Here is an 18,824-nt window from a genome sequence, read left to right on the forward strand (position 1 = left end):
ATAGCAGGCATCAAACCTCCGGCCGCCGGGCCCGAGTAGGGGCCGATTCCCGAGGTGGGCATAAGCCGCGCTTATGGCTCGGGGCCGGTTCAGCGCTCCTGCGGCGGGTCCGGGGCGAGGGTTCCGTCCGGGGCGATGTGGTCGAAGATCTGGTCCACCAGCGCCACCACGTGCGGGTCGTCGACGGTGTAGAGGTGGCGGCGGCCGTCGCGGCGCGCCGTGATGACGCCCGCCAGCCGGAGCTTGCTCAGGTGCTGGCTGACCGTCGCGATGCTGATGCCGACCCGCTTCGCCAGCGTGCCGACGTCGTACGAGCCGTGTGTGATCAACCACACGAGGTGGAGTCGCGGCGGGCTGGCGAGCAGGGCGAACGTCGCCGCTGCGGCGGCCAGCTGGGCCTCGGTCGGTTCGGCTTCCTGCCTGGGCAGGCCGGGTTCTGCGGTGGGCAGCGCGGGATTTTTCGGCATGGCGAGTTCGATTCTTCCGCATCGCACAACCCCGGGGTGGCCGTCGCGCAAACACTTCGTTGGTTGCGAAAACTACGAAATGACTGCGAGGGTGCTCCTCGTTCCGAAGGGGAGTAGTCCGCAAGACCACCGTCGACACGCTGAGATCCGTCTCCGGCGGTGGCGCCCGCGATGCGGGTGGACGAGACCTTCGGCCAGCTGATCTGTGCCTGGCCGAGACCCCTGGACGTCCCGGCCGAGGCAGGCCGTGGTCCGGGAAGGTGCTCGATGTCCACCAAGTTGCTGCGTCCGCTCGCGCTCTGCGGAGCCCTGGCGGTGCCCGCGTTGATCATCCGGTTCGCCGGGCTGCCGGTGAGCCCGGTGCTCGGCCTGCTGCTGTTTGGCATGGCCGTCGTCGCCTCGTCGTTCGTCCTGGCCTGGGCCGCGGAGGCGGCGCAGGTCGACATCTCCGGCGGCCTGGCGATCGCCATCCTCGCCGTGATCGCCGTGCTGCCCGAGTACGCGGTCGACCTCTTCTTCGCCTACACCGCGGGCAGCGATCCCACCTACGTCGCCTACGCCGCGGCGAACATGACCGGCTCCAACCGGCTGCTGCTCGGCCTGGGCTGGCCGCTGGTGGTGATCGTCGCGCTCGCGCTGGCCAAGCGGCGCACCGGCAAGACCGTGCGGGAGCTGACCCTGGAGTCCGGAAACCGGGTGGAGCTCGGGTTCCTCGCGATCGCCTCGGTGGTCGCCTTCGTGGTGCCCGCGACCGGGCAGATCTCCCTGCTGCTCGGGTTCGCGCTGCTCGGTTTCTTCGTGTTCTACCTGTGGAAGGTCTCGCGCGCCGAGGCAGAAGAACCCGACCTGGTCGGCACCGCGGCCACCATCGGCGGGCTGCCCAAGCACGTCCGCCGGCCGCTGGTGATCGCGCTGTTCGTGTTCTCTGCCGCGGTGATCGTCGCCTGCGCCGAACCGTTCGCCCACTCGCTGATCGAAACGGGCACCCAACTGGGCATCGACCAGTTCCTGCTGGTGCAGTGGCTCGCGCCGCTGGCCTCGGAGGCGCCCGAGTTCATCGTGGCGATCCTGTTCGCGGTCCGCGGCAAGGGCGCCGACGCCATCGGGACGCTGATCTCCAGCAAGGTCAACCAGTGGACCCTGCTGGTGGGCAGCCTGCCGGTGGCCTACCTGCTCGGCGGCGGCGGAACGGCGCTGCACCTCGATGCCCGCCAGGTGGAGGAGTTCCTGCTCACCGCGACGCAAACGGTGCTCGGCGTGGCCGCGTTGCTGGCGTTGCGCTTCCCGCGCTGGGCGGCGTGGACGCTGCTCGCGCTGTTCGCGGCGCAGTTCGCGCTGCCCGGCCAGACCGCTCGCTACGTCCTGTGCGGCATCTACGCCGTGATCGCGATCGCCGCGCTCATCCGCAACCGCAGGCACATCCTGCCGACCCTCGCCGCGCCCTTCCGGCGCGAGGTCGCCGAACCCGAGGTGAAGGAGCCGGCGTCCGCGGGCTGAGCCGTTCATCAGCGGGCGCACCCCCAGTCTCGCGCCCGCTGGTGAACCCTCAGGTGCTGCGCAACGCGACGCAGCACTCCCCGGGCCGCGGTTCGAGCACCGCCTCCACGGACCGGGCCTCCAGGCCGGCGAGGAATCCCCGCAGGAAGGCGTGGTTGAGCCCGCACACCAGCTGCGGCGACCTGGCGGTCAACGGGTGGAACGGGCAGTTGCGCAGCCGGACGCAGGTCGGCGTCTCCCGGTCCGGTTCGAAGCCGTAGCGGGCCAGCACGTCCTCGGTCCTGGTCAGCGCGCGTTCGGCGCCGAGCCGGCCGGGGCGGCTGCGGATGCGCTCCTCGGTGCCCAGGCGGTGCCCGCGTTCGTGCGCGGTGCGCATCGCCGCCTCGATCGCGGTCTCCTGGTCGCCCTCGGTGAGCACCGCGTCGAGCAGGATGTCGGCCAGCAGGTCGGGGCGCCGCGGCGGGATGCTCACCCCGATGTGGGCATCGGTGGGCTCGTAGACCTTCGGCGTGCGGCCGACCTTGCGGATGCCGCCCACCGGCTCGAACCGCGCGCACAGCAGCCCCGCGTCGACGAGCTTGTCCAGGTGGAAGGCGGCGAGCTTGCGGGAGATGCCGACCGCGGCGGCGGCCTCGTCCCGGCCGATCGGCCGCCGGGCGCGGCGGATGAACTCGTACATCCCGCGTCGCAGGTCGTCCGCCAACACGGCGATCGCCGCCATCGAGCCCGCCACCGGCTCGTCGCTGGGCACCATGTCCTAACGGTAACGCTTCCCGCGCCCATTGCGGTGTCCGAAATCGCTCCGGAACATCGGCATGCTGCTGCATTGACCCGGCTTCCGGAATAAGACTAACGTTCGTTGGTGAAACCAGGTCCGGCCTGGCGCAACCGACCGGAGGAACGCCCGATGTCCGCCCTCTCCCCGCACGTCGTCCACGAGCCCGATGGCGAGATCGACCTCGCCGCCGCCGAGAAGGCCGCCGGCGACCTGCTGCGGGCGCTGGGGATCTCCACGGACTCCGAGAGCCTGGTCGGCACGCCCGGTCGTATGGCCCGTGCGTACGCGGAGCTGTTCTCGCCGCGGCCGTTCGACCTGACGACCTTCCCGAACGAGGAGCAGTACGACGAGCTCGTGCTCGCGCGGTCGATCCCGGTGCGCTCGGTCTGCGAGCACCACCTGCTGCCGTTCGTCGGCGTCGCGCACGTCGGCTACCTGCCGGGCGACCGGATCCTCGGGCTGTCCAAGCTGGCCCGGATCGTCGAGCACTTCGCCTGCCGCCCGCAGGTCCAGGAGCGGCTGACCAAGCAGGTCGCCGACTGGCTGTGCGAGCAGCTCGACCCCAAGGGCGTCGGCGTCGTGATCGAAGCCGAGCACACCTGCATGACCCTGCGCGGCGTGCAGGCCACCGGCTCCAACACCGTGACCTCGACGCTGCTGGGCACCCTGCGGCAGGACGCGCGCTCCCGGCAGGAGTTCTTCGCCCTCACCGGCGTCAACGCCTGACGCGCTCAGTCCGAGCGCGCCGCGTGCTCGGGTGTGCGCGGGACTCGGCGGAACAGCGCATCGAGCGCGAACGGTCCGGCACCGAGCGCGGCGATCAGCAGGAAGAACCAGGCGTAGAGCGCGGCCGGAACGCCGGCGTTCTGGATGGGGAACAGGCCCCGGGGCTGGTGCACGGAGAAGTACGCGTACGCCATCGCGCCCGAGCAGACCAGCGCGGCCGGCCTGGTGAAGAGCCCGAGCAGGACCAGGCCGCCGCCGACGAACTGGATGACCCCCGCCCACCAGGACGGCCAAGCGAACAGCGGCGCGGCGTACGGCGCGCCCAGCACGCCGAACAGGCCGGCCACACCGTGCAGCATGAACATGAACGACACGACGATCCGCGTCACGGACAACGCGATCCCGCCCAGTCGATCCGAATGGTCGTGCGTCACACGACTGCCCTCCTCCGCGGTGTTGCCTTGACGACGTAGGCGTTTCCGCGCGAGGAACTTCCCAATCCGGACGGGCCCGTTCCAGCGGTGGCCGTGCCGCGGACTTCAGCGGATCTGCCAGGGACAACGCCGGAATCGGCTGGGTGCATTTCTCGAACCGATGGGGCGTGGAACTGCGTGAGATCGAGATCTTCCTCACCTCGGCCGAGGAACCGCACTTCGGCAGGACGGCCGATCGGCTGCACCTGACCCCGGCCCGGATCAGCCGATCGGTGAAGGAGCAGGAACGCCGGATCGGCGCCCCGCTGTTCGAACGGCCCGGCCGCCCGGTGGCGACGTCCCTCCTCCGACCGGATCTTTCGCTGCCGGGACCAACGATCGCGTCCGGGGTCGGAACGATCAATGCGCGATCGGGAATTCGAACTCAACGATGCAGCCAGGTCCGGTTTCTCCAGCGCGGCTCGGGCACGTGCCGATCGTTGATCGCGGCTAAACGGACGTTTCGATTTGTCGTCTTGTTCGGACGCATCGCGATTCCGCAGGCTTTGCGCAGCATCGGCGATCGCACGGCAGGAGGGCGTCAGCCGTGGTCCGCGCTAGCGGATTCCGCCGGGTAACCGCCCTCCATCGGAACAACCGCTGCGCAGCCGATCGGGACGGCGAGCGGCGGGTGGTGGACCGTGCCGACCCCGGCTCGGGCGCCCCGTTCTGCCGATCGTCATCTCTCGGGAAACAAGGACAGGATCAACCAACGATGAAGCTCACCGCGACCACCTTCATCTCCCTCGACGGGGTGCTGCAGAGCCCGGGCGGGCCGGCGGAGGACAACTCGCTCGGGTTCGACCTGGGTGGCTGGCTCGTACCGCACGTCGACGAGGGCTTCAACGCCATCGTCGGGCCGTGGTTCGAGGACGCGGACGCGTTCCTGCTCGGGCGGCGCACCTACCAGCTGATGGCCGCGCACTGGCCGAACGTCACCGACCCGGCGGACCAGGCGGTGGCCAAGCTGAACACGCTGCCCAAGTACGTCCCCTCGGCCACGCTGACCAGTGCTGACTGGCACAACACGCACATCCTCGCCGGCGGTGACCTGGTCCAGCAGGTGACGGACCTCAAGGCGCAGGACGGACGGGCCCTGCAGGTCCACGGCAGCGGCAGGCTCCTCCAGTTCCTGCTGAAGAACCGGCTGGTCGACGAGCTGCGGCTGCTGACCTTCCCGGTGACGCTCGGCAAGGGCCAGCGCCTGTTCGAGCAGGGCGTCGCCCCGACGACGTGGAAGCTCACCGACGTCCGGTCGACCCCCGCCGGAGTCATCGGCCAGACCTACAGCTACGTCGGCGCGGTCTCGGCCGGGAACATCGTCGTCGGAGCCGACGGCAAGGAAGAACTCGAACCGGTCCGCTGATCCCCTGGTGGGCCCAGAGGAAGGAAATCGCCCCTCGCCGGAGTTCCCGGCGACCCCAGCAGGGGCTCGAACCTGCGAGCGGGTGGCTGAAGCGAATTAAGTGGGGGTTGATCTTGAACCGGAGCAACCCCCGCTACGCATACCTGCGCCGTTGCGCCCCCAGCAGGACTCGAACCTGCGACCTAAGGATTAGAAGTCCTTTGCTCTATCCAGCTGAGCTATGGGGGCCGATCGGGTTTGCGGCTCGCCTGAGCTGCAGCAAGCAGGGTAGCCGTACGCGGGAGCAGGTGTGGGACTGACGCCGCACCGTTGCCGAGCCGGTACCTAACGGCAAGCTGATCGACTGCCGAACGCGACCCGATCAGGCGGGCGGCAGCTTGTGCAGGGCGGCCGCGGTGAGTCGGAACAGCTGGTCAGCGGTATCGGCCGCGGAGGCGCCCTGCATCGAGAGCATCGTCAGCAGCGTCCGGTCGGACCGGATCGCGGTGGCCGCGGTGCAGGTCTGGTGGTTGGTCACGAGTTCGCAGTACAACAAGGTCGTATGCCCCTCGATGTCGCTGGGCACGCCGCGCGGTTGGCGGCGGAAAGCGACGTCGAAGGGTTCGTAGAAGCCGGCCGCGGCGGTGTTCTCCGGGCCGCTGGCCAGCAGGTGGGCGCAGGCGCCCGCGATCGGGTTGTCCGCGTGCGGCGGTCCCACCGGGCCGCCGACCTCCGCGAGGTCCACCGGCGTCAGCAGCCCGCAGGCGTCGATCCCCTCGATGTTGCGCGGGGTGGCGATGCGCACTTGGGTCACGACGGTCGACGGCGGTTGCGAAGGCGGCGTCGTGTTGTCGTAGAACCCCGCTGCCGGTACCGGCTCGCCGGAAACCTGCGCGGCGCATGCGGTCGCCGCGAACAGCAGCAACATCGGCAGCAGGAACGCACAGCGACGGACAATGGTCACGCGGTAACCGTAGCGGCCCGCGGGTGCGGCAGACCACGTTCCCGCGCGCCATCCTGCGGCGTGGCCGCCACGCGTCGGCCGTTACGCTCGGTGTGTGCCATCCGAAACCCCCGTACCAGCACCGGAACGGCGCGGCACGGCCAGCGCGGTGGGCGTGCTGGTCGTCACCGCCGGGGTGCTGGCGGCCCTGATCGCCGCCGCCCTCACCACGCTTTCCGCCGGTGCCTCATACGCCCTGCTCGGCCTGCCCGATCCCGGGCCGATCACGAAGTACGGGTTGCCGGTGGTCCGGGTGCTGGCGGAGTCCGGTGCGGTGGTGTGCATCGGCTCGTTGCTGCTGGCGGCGTTCGGGATCCCGGCGAAGCGCTCGGGCGCGCTGGCCGCCGATGGGTACGCGGCCGTGCGGACCGCCGGCTGGGCGGCGGCCGTCTGGTGCCTGGGCGCGGCGCTGATGGTGCCGTTCATCGCCGCCGACGCCACCGGGCGCCCGGTGTCCGATGTGCTCAGCGCCGAAGTGCTGTTCGGCCTCGTCGATGCCTTGGAGGAAGCCAAGGCATGGGCGCTGACCGCGCTGTTCGCGTTCGTGGTCGCGCTGGCCTGCCGGGTGGTGCTGTCCTGGGGCTGGACCGTGGTGACCTTCGGCCTGGGGCTCGCCGGGCTGTTCCCGGTGATCGCCACCGGCCACTCGGCCAGCGGTGGCGCGCACGACATCGCGACCAACAGCCTGCTCTTCCACCTGTTCGGGGCGGTCATCTGGGTCGGCGGCCTGGTGGCGCTGCTGGCGCACGCCGCCCGCGGCGGCGCCCACCTGCCGCTGGTGGCCAGGCGGTTCTCGCTGGTCGCCCTGGTCTGCTGGGCGGCCATGGCGCTGTCCGGCGTGATCAACTCGCTGGTCCGGGTTTCGCCGGAGCAGCTGTTCACCTCCACCTACGGCGTGCTGCTGGTGCTCAAGACCGTCGGGCTGGTGGCGCTCGGCGTGTTCGGCTTCTTCCAGCGCCGCAGCGTCGTGCAGCGGCTGGACGACGGGGCCGGCAGGTCGGCGCTGCTGCGGTTGGGCGCGGGCGAGGTGCTGGTCATGTTCGCCACGATCGGCATCGCCGTCGCGCTCGGGCGCACGCCGCCGCCGGACGGGGCCAAGGAGGTGCCCGGCCGGACCGAGCTGCTGATCGGCTATCCGCTCGACGAGCCGCCGACGTTCCTCCGCCTGCTGTTCGACGGCCGGTTCGACCTGGTCTACGGCACGCTCGCGCTGACCCTGGCCGCGCTGTACCTGGTGGGCGTCCATCGGCTGCGCAAGCGCGGCGATGCCTGGCCGGTCGGCCGGACCATCGCCTGGCTGTGCGGCTGCGCGACGATCCTGGTGGCCACCTCGTCGGGGATCGGCAAGTACGCGCCCGCCGTGTTCAGCGTGCACATGGGCCAGCACATGCTGATGTCCATGCTGGCGCCGGTCTTCCTGGTGATGGCCGGTCCGACCTCGCTGGCGCTGCGGGTGTTCAAGCCCGCAGGGAAGTCGCAGCCCCCGGGGCCGCGCGAGTGGCTGCTGGCCTTCGTGCACTCGCCGGTGACGCGGCTGCTGACCAACCCGATCGTCGCGTTGGCCCTGTTCGTCGGGTCCTTCTACGCGCTGTACTTCACCGGCCTGTTCGACGTGGCGCTGACCGAGCACTGGGCGCACCTGGCGATGAACGCGCACTTCCTGCTGGTGGGCTACATCTTCTACTGGCCGGTGATCGGCATCGACCCGGCGCCGCGACCGCTGCCCGCGCTGGGCAAGGTCGGCCTGGTCTTCGCCTCCATGCCGTTCCACGCGTTCTTCGGGATCGCGCTGATGATGTCGCAGACCGTCATCGGGGCGAGCTTCTACCGCGGCCTGGACCTGCCCTGGATGACCGATCTGCTCGCCGACCAGCGGCTCGGCGGCGGGCTGGCCTGGGCGTCGGGCGAGGTGCCGCTGGTCGTGGTGATGCTGGCGCTGCTGATCCAGTGGTCCCGCGCGGATTCCCGGGCCGCCCGGAGAATCGACCGGAAGGCCGATGCGGACGGCGACGCGGATCTGGCCGCCTACAACGAAATGCTCAAGCAGCTCTCCGACAAGGACACCCCTCGGCGTAGTTGACCTGGCCGATCGGCCGGAATTGTCACGGAACGCGGTAAATCGATCGCGCTGCGTGACGATCTTCGGGCAGTCTTGGTTCGCGGGCCGGAAGTCGGCCGCGCAGGACCGAGAGGAGCGGCAGAGATGTTCGAGACCCAGGTGACGGTGGTGGGCTACGTCATCACCGAGCCCGTCGTGCGGGAGACGCAGAACGGAAACCGGGTGGTGAGCTTCCGGGTGGCGGCGACCTCCCGCCGGTTCGACCGGGACACCGGGGAGTGGGTGGACGGCGACCGGTTCCTCGCGACGGTGAACTGCTGGAAGCGGCTGGCCGACGGGGTCGCCGCGGCGTTGGGCAAGGGTGATCCGGTGGTGGCGACCGGGCGGTTGCGCACCCGCGAGTACGAGGCGGGCGGGCAGTGGCGCACCGTCGTCGAGCTGGAGGCCACCGCGATCGGCCTCGACCTGGCGCGGGCCGCGCCACCGGAGGCGCCCGGCGTGCCCCGACCGTGGTCGGCGACGGACCGTGGGCTCGTCTCGCTGCCCGGCGGTTGATTGCGATTTTTTCTTCCCGATCATTGCGGAATTCGGTTCCGAGGAGGTGATAACCGCCGTTGCGGGGCAGCCGGACGCCGTCGGCGAGGTGCTGGGGGACCGCGTGCGCGGTCCGCCACGGGGCGCAACTACGATTCATGGCATGGCCGAGTTCATTTACACCATGAAAAACGTGCGCAAGACGCATGGTGACAAGGTCATCCTCGACAACGCGACCATCCAGTTCTACCCGGGCGCCAAGATCGGCGTCGTCGGGCCGAACGGGGCTGGCAAGTCGACCGTGCTGCGCATCATGGCGGGACTCGACCAGCCGAACAACGGTGAAGCGTTCCTCACGCCGGGCTACACCGTCGGCATCCAGCAGCAGGAGCCGCCGCTCAACGAGGAGAAGACGGTCCTCGGCAATGTCGAGGAGGGCGTCGGGGAGATCAAGCAGAAGCTCAACCGCTTCAACGAGATCGCCGAGCTGCTCGCGACCGACTACTCCGACGAGCTCATGGAGGAGATGGGCAAGCTCCAGGAGGACCTGGACCACGCGGACGCGTGGGAACTGGACTCCCAGCTGGAGCAGGCGATGGACGCCCTGCGGTGTCCGCCGCCGGACGCGGAGGTCAAGAACCTCTCCGGTGGTGAGCGCCGCCGCGTCGCCCTGTGCAAGCTCCTGCTGAGCAAGCCCGACCTGTTGCTGCTCGACGAGCCGACCAACCACCTGGACGCCGAGAGCGTGCTCTGGCTGGAACAGCACCTGGCCACCTACCCGGGCGCCGTCCTCGCCGTCACCCACGACCGGTACTTCCTGGACAACGTCGCCGGCTGGATCCTGGAGCTGGACCGCGGCCGCACCTACCCGTACGAGGGCAACTACTCGACCTATCTGGAGAAGAAGGCCGAGCGGCTCGCCGTGCAGGGCAAGCGCGACGCGAAGCTGCAGAAGCGCCTGAAGGACGAGCTGGAGTGGGTCCGCTCCAACGCCAAGGCGCGCCAGACCAAGTCGCGTTCCCGACTGGGCCGCTACGAGGAGATGGCCGCGGAGGCCGAGCGCACTCGCAAGCTCGACTTCGAGGAGATCCAGATCCCGCCGGGCCCGCGCCTGGGCAACGTCGTCGTCGACGTCGAGAAGCTGAAGAAGGGCTTCGGCGACAACCTCCTCATCGACGGCCTGTCGTTCACGCTGCCGCGCAACGGCATCGTGGGCGTCATCGGCCCGAACGGGGTCGGCAAGACGACGCTGTTCAAGACCATCGTGGGCCTGGAGCAGCCGGACGCCGGCACGGTCAAGGTCGGCGACACCGTCAAGCTGTCCTACGTGGACCAGAACCGGGCGAACATCGACGCCGCCAAGAACGTCTGGGAGATCGTGTCCGACGGGCTGGACTACATCCAGGTCGGCCAGGTCGAGATGCCGTCGCGCGCCTACGTCAGCGCCTTCGGGTTCAAGGGCCCGGACCAGCAGAAGCCGGCCGGGGTGCTCTCCGGTGGTGAGCGCAACCGCCTGAACCTGGCGTTGACGCTCAAGGAGGGCGGCAACCTGATCCTGCTGGACGAGCCGACGAACGACCTCGACGTGGAGACGCTGAGCTCGCTGGAGAACGCGCTCGAACAGTTCCCCGGCTGCGCTGTGGTGATCTCCCACGACCGCTGGTTCCTGGACCGCGTCGCCACGCACATCCTCGCGTGGGAGGGCGACGACGAGGACCCGGCGAAGTGGTTCTGGTTCGAAGGCAACTTCGAGGGCTACGAAGCGAATAAGATCGAGAGGATGGGCGCGGAGGCGGCCCGTCCGCACCGAGTGACGCATCGCAAGCTGACCAGGGGCTGAACGGAGGCGCTTTGGCGAGCGTGCCCGCTTCACCGAACACAAGCTCGGCACAGGGATTGCTCGAACCCGCACGGCAGATGCGGTGGAGAGTGCCCGAGTTGGCATTGGTGCTCAGTGATCGTGCGGTCGCGCTCGCCAGGCGCACCGGGGACCAGGCCGCTCGCCTGAGAGCCGAGGCCCTGGCGTTGTTCGCCTCGAACCGGCTGGGCCGGGGCGTCCCGGCCACCGTCCGGGCGCTCGCGGCGGTCCGCGACGCGGAGGCGGCGGGCGACGCCGAGGTCGTGGCGGAGCTGCGGGTCGAGCTGGCGTGGTGCGCGCGCAGCGCGGGAAACTGCGAGGTCTCGGTCCGGGTGCTGAACCCGGTGCTGGAGCAGGAGCGGATCGAGCCCGAAGTGCGGGCGCACGCCCTGCTGGCGTTGGCCGCGTCGCTGCCCGCGCACCAGCAGGACGGGCAGCGCTCCGAGGCGCTCGACGAGGCCGAGCGGCTGTACGAGACGTGCGGCCTCAACCGGGACACCGCCCGGCTGCTCAAGGCTCGGGTTCGCGCTGCGCGAGCGGGGCATCACCGCAGGCTGGGCGAGTTCGGCGAGGCCGTCGCCGCGGCCGACGCCGGTCTCGCGTTGCTCGGGCAACTCGGCGATCCGGCCGCGGACAGCGGGGAGATCCGGACCCGTCTCGTCCTGGAGCGGGTGCAGTCGTTGCTGGAGCTGGGGCGCCGTCCGGAGGCCGTCCAGGCGACGGAATCCGTGCTGGCACAGCCGGTTCGCGCCGCGGCGGCCGGGCCGGTCGGTTGGCTGGGGCTCGCGATGGCGACTCGCGTGCACCTGCCGGACGGCAACCACGGCGCGGCGGTGCGGACGCTCAACGACACCGCGGCCATCTCGGAGCGGCACAAGCTGGACGGTCTGCTCGCTGAGGCGCTGAACGCCCTGTCCCACGTGCACGAACGGGGAGCGGAGTTCCCCGAAGCGCTTCGCGCGCTGAGGGGCGCGTACGCCGCCGACCGGCGCTGGCGCGCGGCCGTGCACAACGCGCGGGTCCGGTTGCTCGCGGAGTACCCGGTGCTCGCGGGCGACGTCGAGGCGCCTCCGCGTTCGAACGGTCCGTCCCGGCCGGCACCGCACGAGCCGGTGCCGCAGGGCCCCGATCCGGTTGGGGCCCGAGCGGTCGTGCCGGAGCAGCCGGCGTACTGGCCGCCGGAACCTCGTCAGCCCGAGCAGGACGCTGTCGAGCAGGCCGAATCGGAGCACGCGAAGTCCGAGCACGGGGATGCGCACGACGCGGCACGTCGACTGATGGAGACCCTCACCAGCAGGGCCGCAGGACGGAGCGAGGGCGGGCGCCGTCGGCAGGAGATGCCCGAGCCCCGGATTTCCGAGGAGTCGGCGCAGCCGACGGTCGTGCTCGACCCGGCGACGATCCAACCGGCCGAGCCCGAGTCGGACCAGTCCGGTGCAGCGGCGTTCCTGGCCGCCGAGCCGGCGGAAGCCGAGGGCGGCGGCCAGTTCGCACAGACCGAGACGGCGGAGGCCGAGGGCGGCCAGTTCGCACGCACCGAGACGGTTGCCTTTCCGCCGCCCGCCGACCAGGGCTTTCCCGGCGGGGAGCCCGAGCCGGAAGAGCACGCCGAGCAGGCTTCGGCCTCGTCGCAGGCGAGTTGGTGGCCTTCGGAGGCCTCGGACCAGCCGTCCGGCGCCGAGCGCACCATTCCCGAGGTGCCTGTGGCGTACAAGCCGCAGCAGGACCAGCCGGGTGACGCAGGTCTCCAGGCCGAGACGAGTGCGCTCGCCGCGACGTTGGACAACCTCCGCCGGACGGCGGCCGCTGCCGGCGGCGACTCGAGCGCCGCGGATGTCACCGCGATCATGCCGGTGATCGGGGTTCCGGCTGGGCTGGACGACTGGTCGGGAACCGGGTCGGCGGCGGATTCTCCGGTGGCCGATCCGCCGCCGGAAGCGCGAGCAGATTTCGAATCGCAGTACGGCCAGGACCCGACGGCGACCGAACCCGCCGCCGAACGGCGGGGAGGGCACCGGGCCGACGACGCGTTGCCGCTCGAACCGTCCTACGGCGAGGGTGAAGCCGCCCCGGCGACCGAGCCCCCGACGATCCAGACATCGTCGGCAGACGTCCTGACCCCGGGCACACCGGTGGCGGACGATCCGGCGGCCGAGTCGGCTGGGGCTGCTGTGGCGGGGACAGGGCAGCGCGAAGGCGGCCGCCGATCGCGCGGCAAGTCGCTGGCCGAGATCCGCGCCGGTCTCCAGCTGTCCGCGGAGCCCCGCCCAGGACGCCGCCGCGCCAGGCACGCCGAACCGGCCGAAGCACCAGAACCGATCGAACCACCAGAACCGTCCGCCCCCGTGGTCACATCGCCGACTCCCGCCGCAGAGCTGCTCGGCAGGCACCGCCAGGACTGGGCGACCGAGCCCAACCTCCCGGTCGTCGAACAGCAGCCGTCACTGCCCGCCGCGGGGACGTCCGAACCGGCAGGCGACCGCGAGGCCCCGGAACCGCCCGCCGCAATGACACCTCCCGCAACACTGCCCGCGGTGGAACCACCGGCGGCGGATGCGGGGGCAGCGGAGAAGATCGGTCTCGCGGAGCTGCTCACCGAGGCGCTGATGGCCTACGAGAGCGGTCGGCGCGAGCAACCAGAGGTCGAGGAGGCCGCGCCGTCGGGCCGGCACAGCGAAGCGCGTGTGTCCGGAGTCACCGGCCGTTCCCAGGTTTCCCGCTCCGCTCATTCGTCCACATCGGACGATCGGGGGCCCGCCGTGGCCCCTCGGCACCGCCGGGCGGCGGGCGACTCCACGGCGGTGGATCCGCTGTTCTGAAGCCGTTTCACCGAAGCGGCGCAACGACTTGGTCCGAATGCGCAGGCGCGCGCCGACGTGCACCGCGGCCTGCGCGGACGTGACGCGCGACATTCCACGCCACCTTCCGGTGGCCGGGTGGGAATCGCGATCAAGACCGTTTCTGAAACGTCAAAGTCATCGATCATTGTGCCGCTTTTCACGTGCCCGACCGCGCTACCGCCCTCTGCCGGGCGCTGGAACTGGCAGTCTTAAGGTGGAACCTGTTGGCACAAAGAGGTGCCGTCAAGCGTGGAGCTGCCTGAAGATGACCTCGAATCCCGGACAGTTGAAGACCGGAGAACGCCCGCGAGCCGCTGGGGACGACGCGGTCGGCGAGCGGTCCGAGAACCCCGAACTGGCCAAGCGCCGTCTACTGGACAGAGCGGTTGAGTCCGCACCGGAACTCGCCGAGCTGTTGCGCGCCTACTACCGGCACGTGCCCGCCGAGGAGCTCGTCGATGATGAGCCCGCCGACCTCGTCGGGGCACTGCGGTCGCACCACCGGCTCGCCGCGGAGCGGGTCGCGGGGCGCCCGCTGGTGCAGATCTTCAACCCGGATCGGGCCGAGGACGGCTGGGCGAGCCAGGCGACGGTGGTCCAGACCGTCACCGACGACATGCCGTACCTGGTGGATTCGGTGATCGCCGAGCTCGGCCGCTACGGCGCCGAGGTGCAGCGCATCATCCACCCCATCGTCGTGGTGCGTCGCGACGTGGCCGGCGAGCTGCTGGAGGTGCTGCCGGACGCTGACCCGGCGGCCCCGCCCGCCGACGCGATGGCCGAAAGCTGGATGTTCGTCGAGGTCGACCGGGTCGTCGACACCGACCGGATCGCCGACCTGAAGCAGGGCCTGGCCGACGTGCTCAACGACGTGCGCGAGGTCGTCGAGGACACCGAGCGGATGCACGCCACCGCCCGGTCGCTGGCCGACGAGCTGGACCGGACCCCGCCGCCGCTGCCGGGCGCCGACGTCCACGATGGAGCCGAGCTCCTGCGGTGGTTGGCTGACGGGCACTTCACGTTCCTCGGCTACCGGCACTACGAGCTGGTCGACGACGGCACCGAGCCCGCGCTGCAGGCCGTGCTGGCCTCCGGACTGGGCGTGCTGCGCAGCGACAGCGTCGCCGCGCGCAGCCTGACCGCGGGGCCGGACGCCGGCGCCAGCGCGCTGTCCAAGGACCTGCTGGTGCTCACGCAGGCCAGCGCACCGTCCACAGTGCACCGTCCGGTGCACCCGTTCTACGTGGGCGTCAAGACCTTCGACGAGGCCGGGAACGTCAACGGGGAACACCGCTTCCTCGGTCTGTTCACCACCACCGCGCTGCACGAGAACGTGCTGGACATCCCGTTCATCGAGCGGCGGGTGCGGGAGATCATCCACCGCGCCGGGTTCCCGATGGAGTCCTACTCCGGCCAGCGGATGCTGGAGGAGATCCAGAACTACCCGCGCACCGAGCTGTTCTCCACCGACGCGGACACGCTGCAGGACACCATCACCGGCGTGCTGGCGCTGGCCGAGCGCCGCAAGCTCAAGCCGTTCCTGCGCCGCGACGCCTACGGCCGCTTCTACTCCTGCCTGGTGTACCTGCCGCGGGACCGCTACACCACCAGCTCGCGACTGGCGATGCAGGAGGTGCTGCTGGAGGAGCTCAACGGCACCGGCCTGGAGTACAGCACGCGGGTCGGCGAATCCACCCTGGCGCGGGTGCACTTCGTGGTGCACACCGACCCGGAGGACCAGGTGGAGCCGGACCTGGTGCGCATCCAGCGCCGGCTGTCCGACGCCATCCACACCTGGGACGACCAGATGATCGAGGAGGTCGACGCCGAGCAGTCCGGCGGCGGCCGCGACGGTCACGCGGGGCGCAGCCTGTCGGAGGCGATCAGCCAGCTCGGCCAGCGCTACGCGTCGAGCTTCCCGGAGGCCTACAAGGAGGACTTCACCGCTAGCGAGGGCCTCGCCGACCTCCGGCGGCTGGAGTCGTTGTCGGGTCCGCGCGACCTGAAGATGTCGTTCTACGCGCCGCGCGACGCCAGCGCGGGGCAGCGCCGCTTCAAGCTCTACGTCGGCGGCCGGGTGACCCTGTCGCGGGTGCTTCCGGTGCTGCAGAGCATGGGCGTCGAGGTCGTGGACGAGCGGCCCTACGAGGTCATCGTCGGCGACACCGACCAGCAGTTCTGGATCTACGACTTCGGGCTGCGGCTGGACCCGGCGACGCTGGACACCGCGACGAGCGACGGCCTGCTGGAAACCCTGCGGGAGCGCTTCGAGGACGCCTTCCGCGCGGCCTGGCTCGGCGACGCCGAGGTCGACCGGTTCAACGCGCTGGTGCTGCGCGCCGGGCTGAACTGGCGGCAGGCGTCGGTGCTGCGCGCCTACGCCAAGTACCTGCGGCAGGTCGGCGTGGCCTACAGCCAGGACTACATCGAGGACGCCATCCTGGCGCACCGCCTCACCACTACGACGCTGGTCAGGCTGTTCGAGACGCGGTTCGACCCGGCGCTGGAGGCCGACGACCGGGCGGCCCGCGAAGCGGATCTCACCGACGCGGTCACCAAGCTGATCGACGAGGTCACCAGCCTGGACGCGGACCGGATCCTGCGCAGCTACCTGAGCCTGATCCGCGCCACGCTGCGCACCAACTACTTCGCCGCCGACGGGGAGCGGGAACGCTCCTACCTGGCGCTGAAGCTGGAGCCCAGGGAGATCCCGGGGCTGCCGGAGCCGCGCCCGCAGTTCGAGATCTTCGTGTACTCGCCGTGGGTGGAGGGCGTGCACCTGCGGTTCGGTTCGGTGGCCCGCGGCGGTCTGCGCTGGTCGGACCGGCGGGAGGACTTCCGCACCGAGATCCTGGGCCTGGTCAAGGCGCAGGCGGTGAAGAACGCGGTGATCGTGCCGGTCGGCGCGAAGGGCGGCTTCGTGGTGAAGCGCCCGCCGGCGCCCACCGGCGACCCGGCGGTGGACCGCAAGGCCACCCTCGACGAGGGCATCGCCTGCTACCGGATGTTCATCTCCGGCCTGCTGGACCTGACCGACAACCTGGTCGGCGGCGAGGTGGCCCCGCCGAAGGACGTGGTGCGCCACGACGGCGACGACACCTACCTGGTGGTCGCGGCGGACAAGGGCACCGCGACGTTCTCCGACATCGCCAACGACGTCGCCAAGTCCTACGGCTTCTGGCTGGGCGACGCGTTCGCCTCCGGCGGCTCGGTGGGCTACGACCACAAGGCGATGGGCATCACCGCCAAGGGCGCGTGGGAGAGCGTCAAGCGGCACTTCCGCGAGTTCGACGTGGACACCCAGTCCGAGGACTTCACCGTGGTCGGCGTGGGCGACATGGCCGGCGACGTGTTCGGCAACGGCATGCTGCTCTCCGAGCACATCAGGCTGGTGGCCGCGTTCAACCACATGCACGTGTTCATCGACCCCGACCCGGACCCGGCGGTGTCCTTCGCCGAGCGCCGCAGGCTGTTCGAGCTGCCGCGGTCGACCTGGGACGACTACGACCGCAGCAAGATCAGCGCCGGTGGCGGCGTGTGGTCGCGGTCGCTGAAGTCGATCCCGCTGAACCCGCAGATCCGGGAGGCGCTGGGCATCGACGAGTCGGTGCGCAAGCTGGCGCCGGCCGAGCTGATCAAGCGGATCCTGCTGGCGCCGACGGACCTGCTGTGGAACGGCGGCATCGGCACCTACGTCAAGGCCGCGACCGAGACGCACGCCGACGTCGGCGACAAGGCCAACGACGCGGTCCGCGTCAACGGCGCCGACCTGCGGGTGAAGGTCGTCGGCGAGGGCGGCAACCTCGGTCTGACGTCGCTGGGCCGCATCGAGTTCGCCCGCGCGGGCGGCAAGGTCAACACCGACGCGCTGGACAACTCCGCCGGGGTGGACTGCTCCGACCACGAGGTCAACATCAAGATCCTGCTCGACCACCTGGCGGCCGACGGGCGGTTGACCGGTGAGCAGCGCAACGAGCTGCTCGCGGACATGACCGACGAGGTCGGCGAGCTGGTGCTGGCCGACAACCACGCGCAGAACGCGGTGCTGGGCATCTCGCGGGCGCACGCCGCCCCGATGGTGTCGGTGCACGCCCGCCAGGTCCTGGCGCTGGAGAAGAACGCCGGCCTGGACCGCGTGCTGGAGGCGCTGCCGACGTCGAAGGAGTTCCGCGACCGCGAGAAGGCCGGCGAGGGCCTGAGCTCGCCGGAGCTGGCGACGCTGATGGCGCACGTCAAGCTGGCGTTGAAGCGCGACGTGCTGGCCAGCGGCCTGCCGGACACCGAGGCGTTCAGCAACCGGCTTCCGGAGTACTTCCCGAAGCCGCTGCGGGAGCGCTACGCCGACGCGATCGCGGCTCACCCGCTGCGCCGGGAGATCATCACGACGCTGCTGGTGAACGAGATGGTCGACGGCGGCGGCATCTCCTTCGCGTACCGGCTGTCCGAGGAGATCAGCGCTTCGACGACCGACGCGGTGCGGGCGTTCGCGGTGGTCGACGAGGTCTTCGGGCTGCAGGAGCTGTGGGCGCAGATCGATGCGCTGGGCGGCTCGGTGCCGAGTTCGGTGGCCGACGAGCTGGTGCTGGAAAGCCGCCGCCTGCTGGACCGGGCGGCGCGCTGGATGCTGACCAACCGGCCGCAGCCGCTGGCGATCGGCGCCGAGATCGCCCGCTTCCAGCCGGTGGTCGCGGAGCTGTCCGCTTCGGTGCGCGGCCTGCTGCGCGGCCGGGCGGCCGAGGGCGCCACCGAGATGATCGACCGCTGGACGGCGGCCGGCGTCCCGGAGGACCTGGCGGAACGCGTCGGCGTGCTGCTGGATTCGTTCGCGCTGCTGGACGTCCGGGAGATCGCCGAGCTCGCGGAGCGCGACGCCGGGGTCGCGGCCGAGCGCAGCCCGCGGGAGAGCGCCGACCTGTACTACTCGCTGGCCGAGCACCTCGACGTCGAGCGGATGCTGCTGGCGGTCAACGAGTTGGAGCGCGGGAACCGGTGGCACTCGCTGGCCCGGTTGGCGTTGCGGGATGATTTCTACGCGTCGCTGCGTGCGATCACCATCGACGTCCTGCGGACCAGCGATCCGGAGGACGACCCGGAGGAGAAGATCGCTCGTTGGGAATCCACCAACGAGTCGCGACTGGCGCGGGCCAACTCGTCGCTGGAGCAGATCAAGAACTCCGGTCGGCTGGATCTGGCCACGCTGTCGGTGGCGGCCCGCCAGCTGCGCAGCATGGTGCGGTGACGGCA

General features: G+C 70.6%; 13 protein-coding genes and 1 tRNA gene. 9 read left to right on the plus strand and 5 right to left on the minus strand.

The window, feature by feature from the left end; translation table 11 throughout:
* Nucleotides 1-89: 89 nt before the first annotated feature.
* Nucleotides 90-467, minus strand: a complete 378-nt coding sequence (locus AB0H93_RS27810) for a metalloregulator ArsR/SmtB family transcription factor (protein ID WP_358576254.1) — start codon at nt 465-467, stop codon at nt 90-92.
* Between the two features lie 267 nt (nt 468-734).
* Between AB0H93_RS27810 and AB0H93_RS27815 the strand changes: the two genes are divergently transcribed.
* Complete coding sequence (locus tag AB0H93_RS27815) at nt 735-1,964, plus strand: sodium:proton exchanger (protein ID WP_358576255.1); 1,230 nt, start codon at nt 735-737, stop codon at nt 1,962-1,964.
* A 49-nt stretch (nt 1,965-2,013) separates the two neighbouring features.
* Here AB0H93_RS27815 and AB0H93_RS27820 read toward each other — a convergent pair whose 3' ends face one another.
* Nucleotides 2,014-2,718 carry a transcriptional regulator gene (locus tag AB0H93_RS27820; RefSeq protein ID WP_358576256.1) on the minus strand — a complete coding sequence of 235 codons (705 nt, stop codon included), beginning with the start codon at nt 2,716-2,718 and terminating at the stop codon, nt 2,014-2,016.
* Between the two features lie 153 nt (nt 2,719-2,871).
* Here AB0H93_RS27820 and folE point away from each other — a divergent pair, with 153 nt between their 5' ends.
* Nucleotides 2,872-3,468 (plus strand): GTP cyclohydrolase I FolE, encoded by a 597-nt coding sequence (gene folE, locus AB0H93_RS27825; RefSeq protein WP_358576257.1) that lies wholly within the window; start codon nt 2,872-2,874, stop codon nt 3,466-3,468.
* Between the two features lie 5 nt (nt 3,469-3,473).
* On the opposite strand, the gene AB0H93_RS27830 is transcribed toward folE, so the two are convergent.
* Complete coding sequence (locus AB0H93_RS27830; protein ID WP_358576259.1) at nt 3,474-3,902, minus strand: DoxX family protein; 429 nt, start codon at nt 3,900-3,902, stop codon at nt 3,474-3,476.
* Nucleotides 3,903-4,069: 167 nt separating this feature from the next.
* On the opposite strand from AB0H93_RS27830, the gene AB0H93_RS27835 reads away from it, so the two are divergent.
* Together AB0H93_RS27835 and AB0H93_RS27840 are read left to right on the plus strand one after the other, a co-directional pair.
* Nucleotides 4,070-4,519, plus strand: coding sequence for a LysR family transcriptional regulator (locus AB0H93_RS27835; RefSeq protein WP_358576260.1), 450 nt, complete (start codon nt 4,070-4,072; stop codon nt 4,517-4,519).
* A gap of 137 nt (nt 4,520-4,656) precedes the next feature.
* Nucleotides 4,657-5,307 carry a dihydrofolate reductase family protein gene (locus AB0H93_RS27840; protein ID WP_358576262.1) on the plus strand — a complete coding sequence of 217 codons (651 nt, stop codon included), beginning with the start codon at nt 4,657-4,659 and terminating at the stop codon, nt 5,305-5,307.
* A 154-nt stretch (nt 5,308-5,461) separates the two neighbouring features.
* Here AB0H93_RS27840 and AB0H93_RS27845 read toward each other — a convergent pair.
* Together AB0H93_RS27845 and AB0H93_RS27850 are read right to left on the minus strand one after the other, a co-directional pair.
* Nucleotides 5,462-5,535: transfer RNA gene (locus AB0H93_RS27845), tRNA-Arg, on the minus strand.
* A 133-nt stretch (nt 5,536-5,668) separates the two neighbouring features.
* Entirely contained in the window at nt 5,669-6,250 is a 582-nt protein-coding gene (locus tag AB0H93_RS27850) for a DUF3558 domain-containing protein (protein WP_358576263.1), read from the minus strand.
* Nucleotides 6,251-6,404: 154 nt separating this feature from the next.
* Here AB0H93_RS27850 and AB0H93_RS27855 point away from each other — a divergent pair, with 154 nt between their 5' ends.
* The 5 genes from AB0H93_RS27855 to AB0H93_RS27875 all read left to right on the plus strand — a co-directional run bounded on the left by AB0H93_RS27855 (nt 6,405) and on the right by AB0H93_RS27875 (nt 18,819).
* Nucleotides 6,405-8,369 carry a cytochrome c oxidase assembly protein gene (locus tag AB0H93_RS27855; RefSeq protein WP_358576303.1) on the plus strand — a complete coding sequence of 655 codons (1,965 nt, stop codon included), beginning with the start codon at nt 6,405-6,407 and terminating at the stop codon, nt 8,367-8,369.
* A 123-nt stretch (nt 8,370-8,492) separates the two neighbouring features.
* Nucleotides 8,493-8,903, plus strand: coding sequence for a single-stranded DNA-binding protein (gene ssb / locus AB0H93_RS27860; protein ID WP_358576264.1), 411 nt, complete (start codon nt 8,493-8,495; stop codon nt 8,901-8,903).
* Nucleotides 8,904-9,045: 142 nt separating this feature from the next.
* Entirely contained in the window at nt 9,046-10,722 is a 1,677-nt protein-coding gene (ettA, locus tag AB0H93_RS27865; protein WP_358576266.1) for an energy-dependent translational throttle protein EttA, read from the plus strand.
* Nucleotides 10,723-10,820: 98 nt separating this feature from the next.
* Entirely contained in the window at nt 10,821-13,559 is a 2,739-nt protein-coding gene (locus tag AB0H93_RS27870; RefSeq protein WP_358576267.1) for a hypothetical protein, read from the plus strand.
* A 286-nt stretch (nt 13,560-13,845) separates the two neighbouring features.
* On the plus strand, nt 13,846-18,819 hold the full coding sequence (locus tag AB0H93_RS27875) for an NAD-glutamate dehydrogenase (protein WP_358576268.1): 4,974 nt from the start codon (nt 13,846-13,848) through the stop codon (nt 18,817-18,819).
* Nucleotides 18,820-18,824: the final 5 nt, after the last annotated feature.

Origin of the sequence: Saccharopolyspora sp. NPDC050642, from assembly GCF_040654735.1 — a bacterium.
Lineage (GTDB): Bacteria > Actinomycetota > Actinomycetes > Mycobacteriales > Pseudonocardiaceae > Saccharopolyspora > Saccharopolyspora elongata.

Coding starts and splice junctions, on each gene's coding strand:
- ettA (WP_358576266.1), top strand. CDS start 9,046: ATGGCCGAGTTCATTTACACCATGAAAAACGTGCGCAAGACGCATGGT.
- AB0H93_RS27840 (WP_358576262.1), top strand. CDS start 4,657: ATGAAGCTCACCGCGACCACCTTCATCTCCCTCGACGGGGTGCTGCAG.
- AB0H93_RS27820 (WP_358576256.1), bottom strand. CDS start 2,718: ATGGTGCCCAGCGACGAGCCGGTGGCGGGCTCGATGGCGGCGATCGCC.
- ssb (WP_358576264.1), top strand. CDS start 8,493: ATGTTCGAGACCCAGGTGACGGTGGTGGGCTACGTCATCACCGAGCCC.
- AB0H93_RS27815 (WP_358576255.1), top strand. CDS start 735: ATGTCCACCAAGTTGCTGCGTCCGCTCGCGCTCTGCGGAGCCCTGGCG.
- AB0H93_RS27875 (WP_358576268.1), top strand. CDS start 13,846: ATGACCTCGAATCCCGGACAGTTGAAGACCGGAGAACGCCCGCGAGCC.
- folE (WP_358576257.1), top strand. CDS start 2,872: ATGTCCGCCCTCTCCCCGCACGTCGTCCACGAGCCCGATGGCGAGATC.
- AB0H93_RS27810 (WP_358576254.1), bottom strand. CDS start 467: ATGCCGAAAAATCCCGCGCTGCCCACCGCAGAACCCGGCCTGCCCAGG.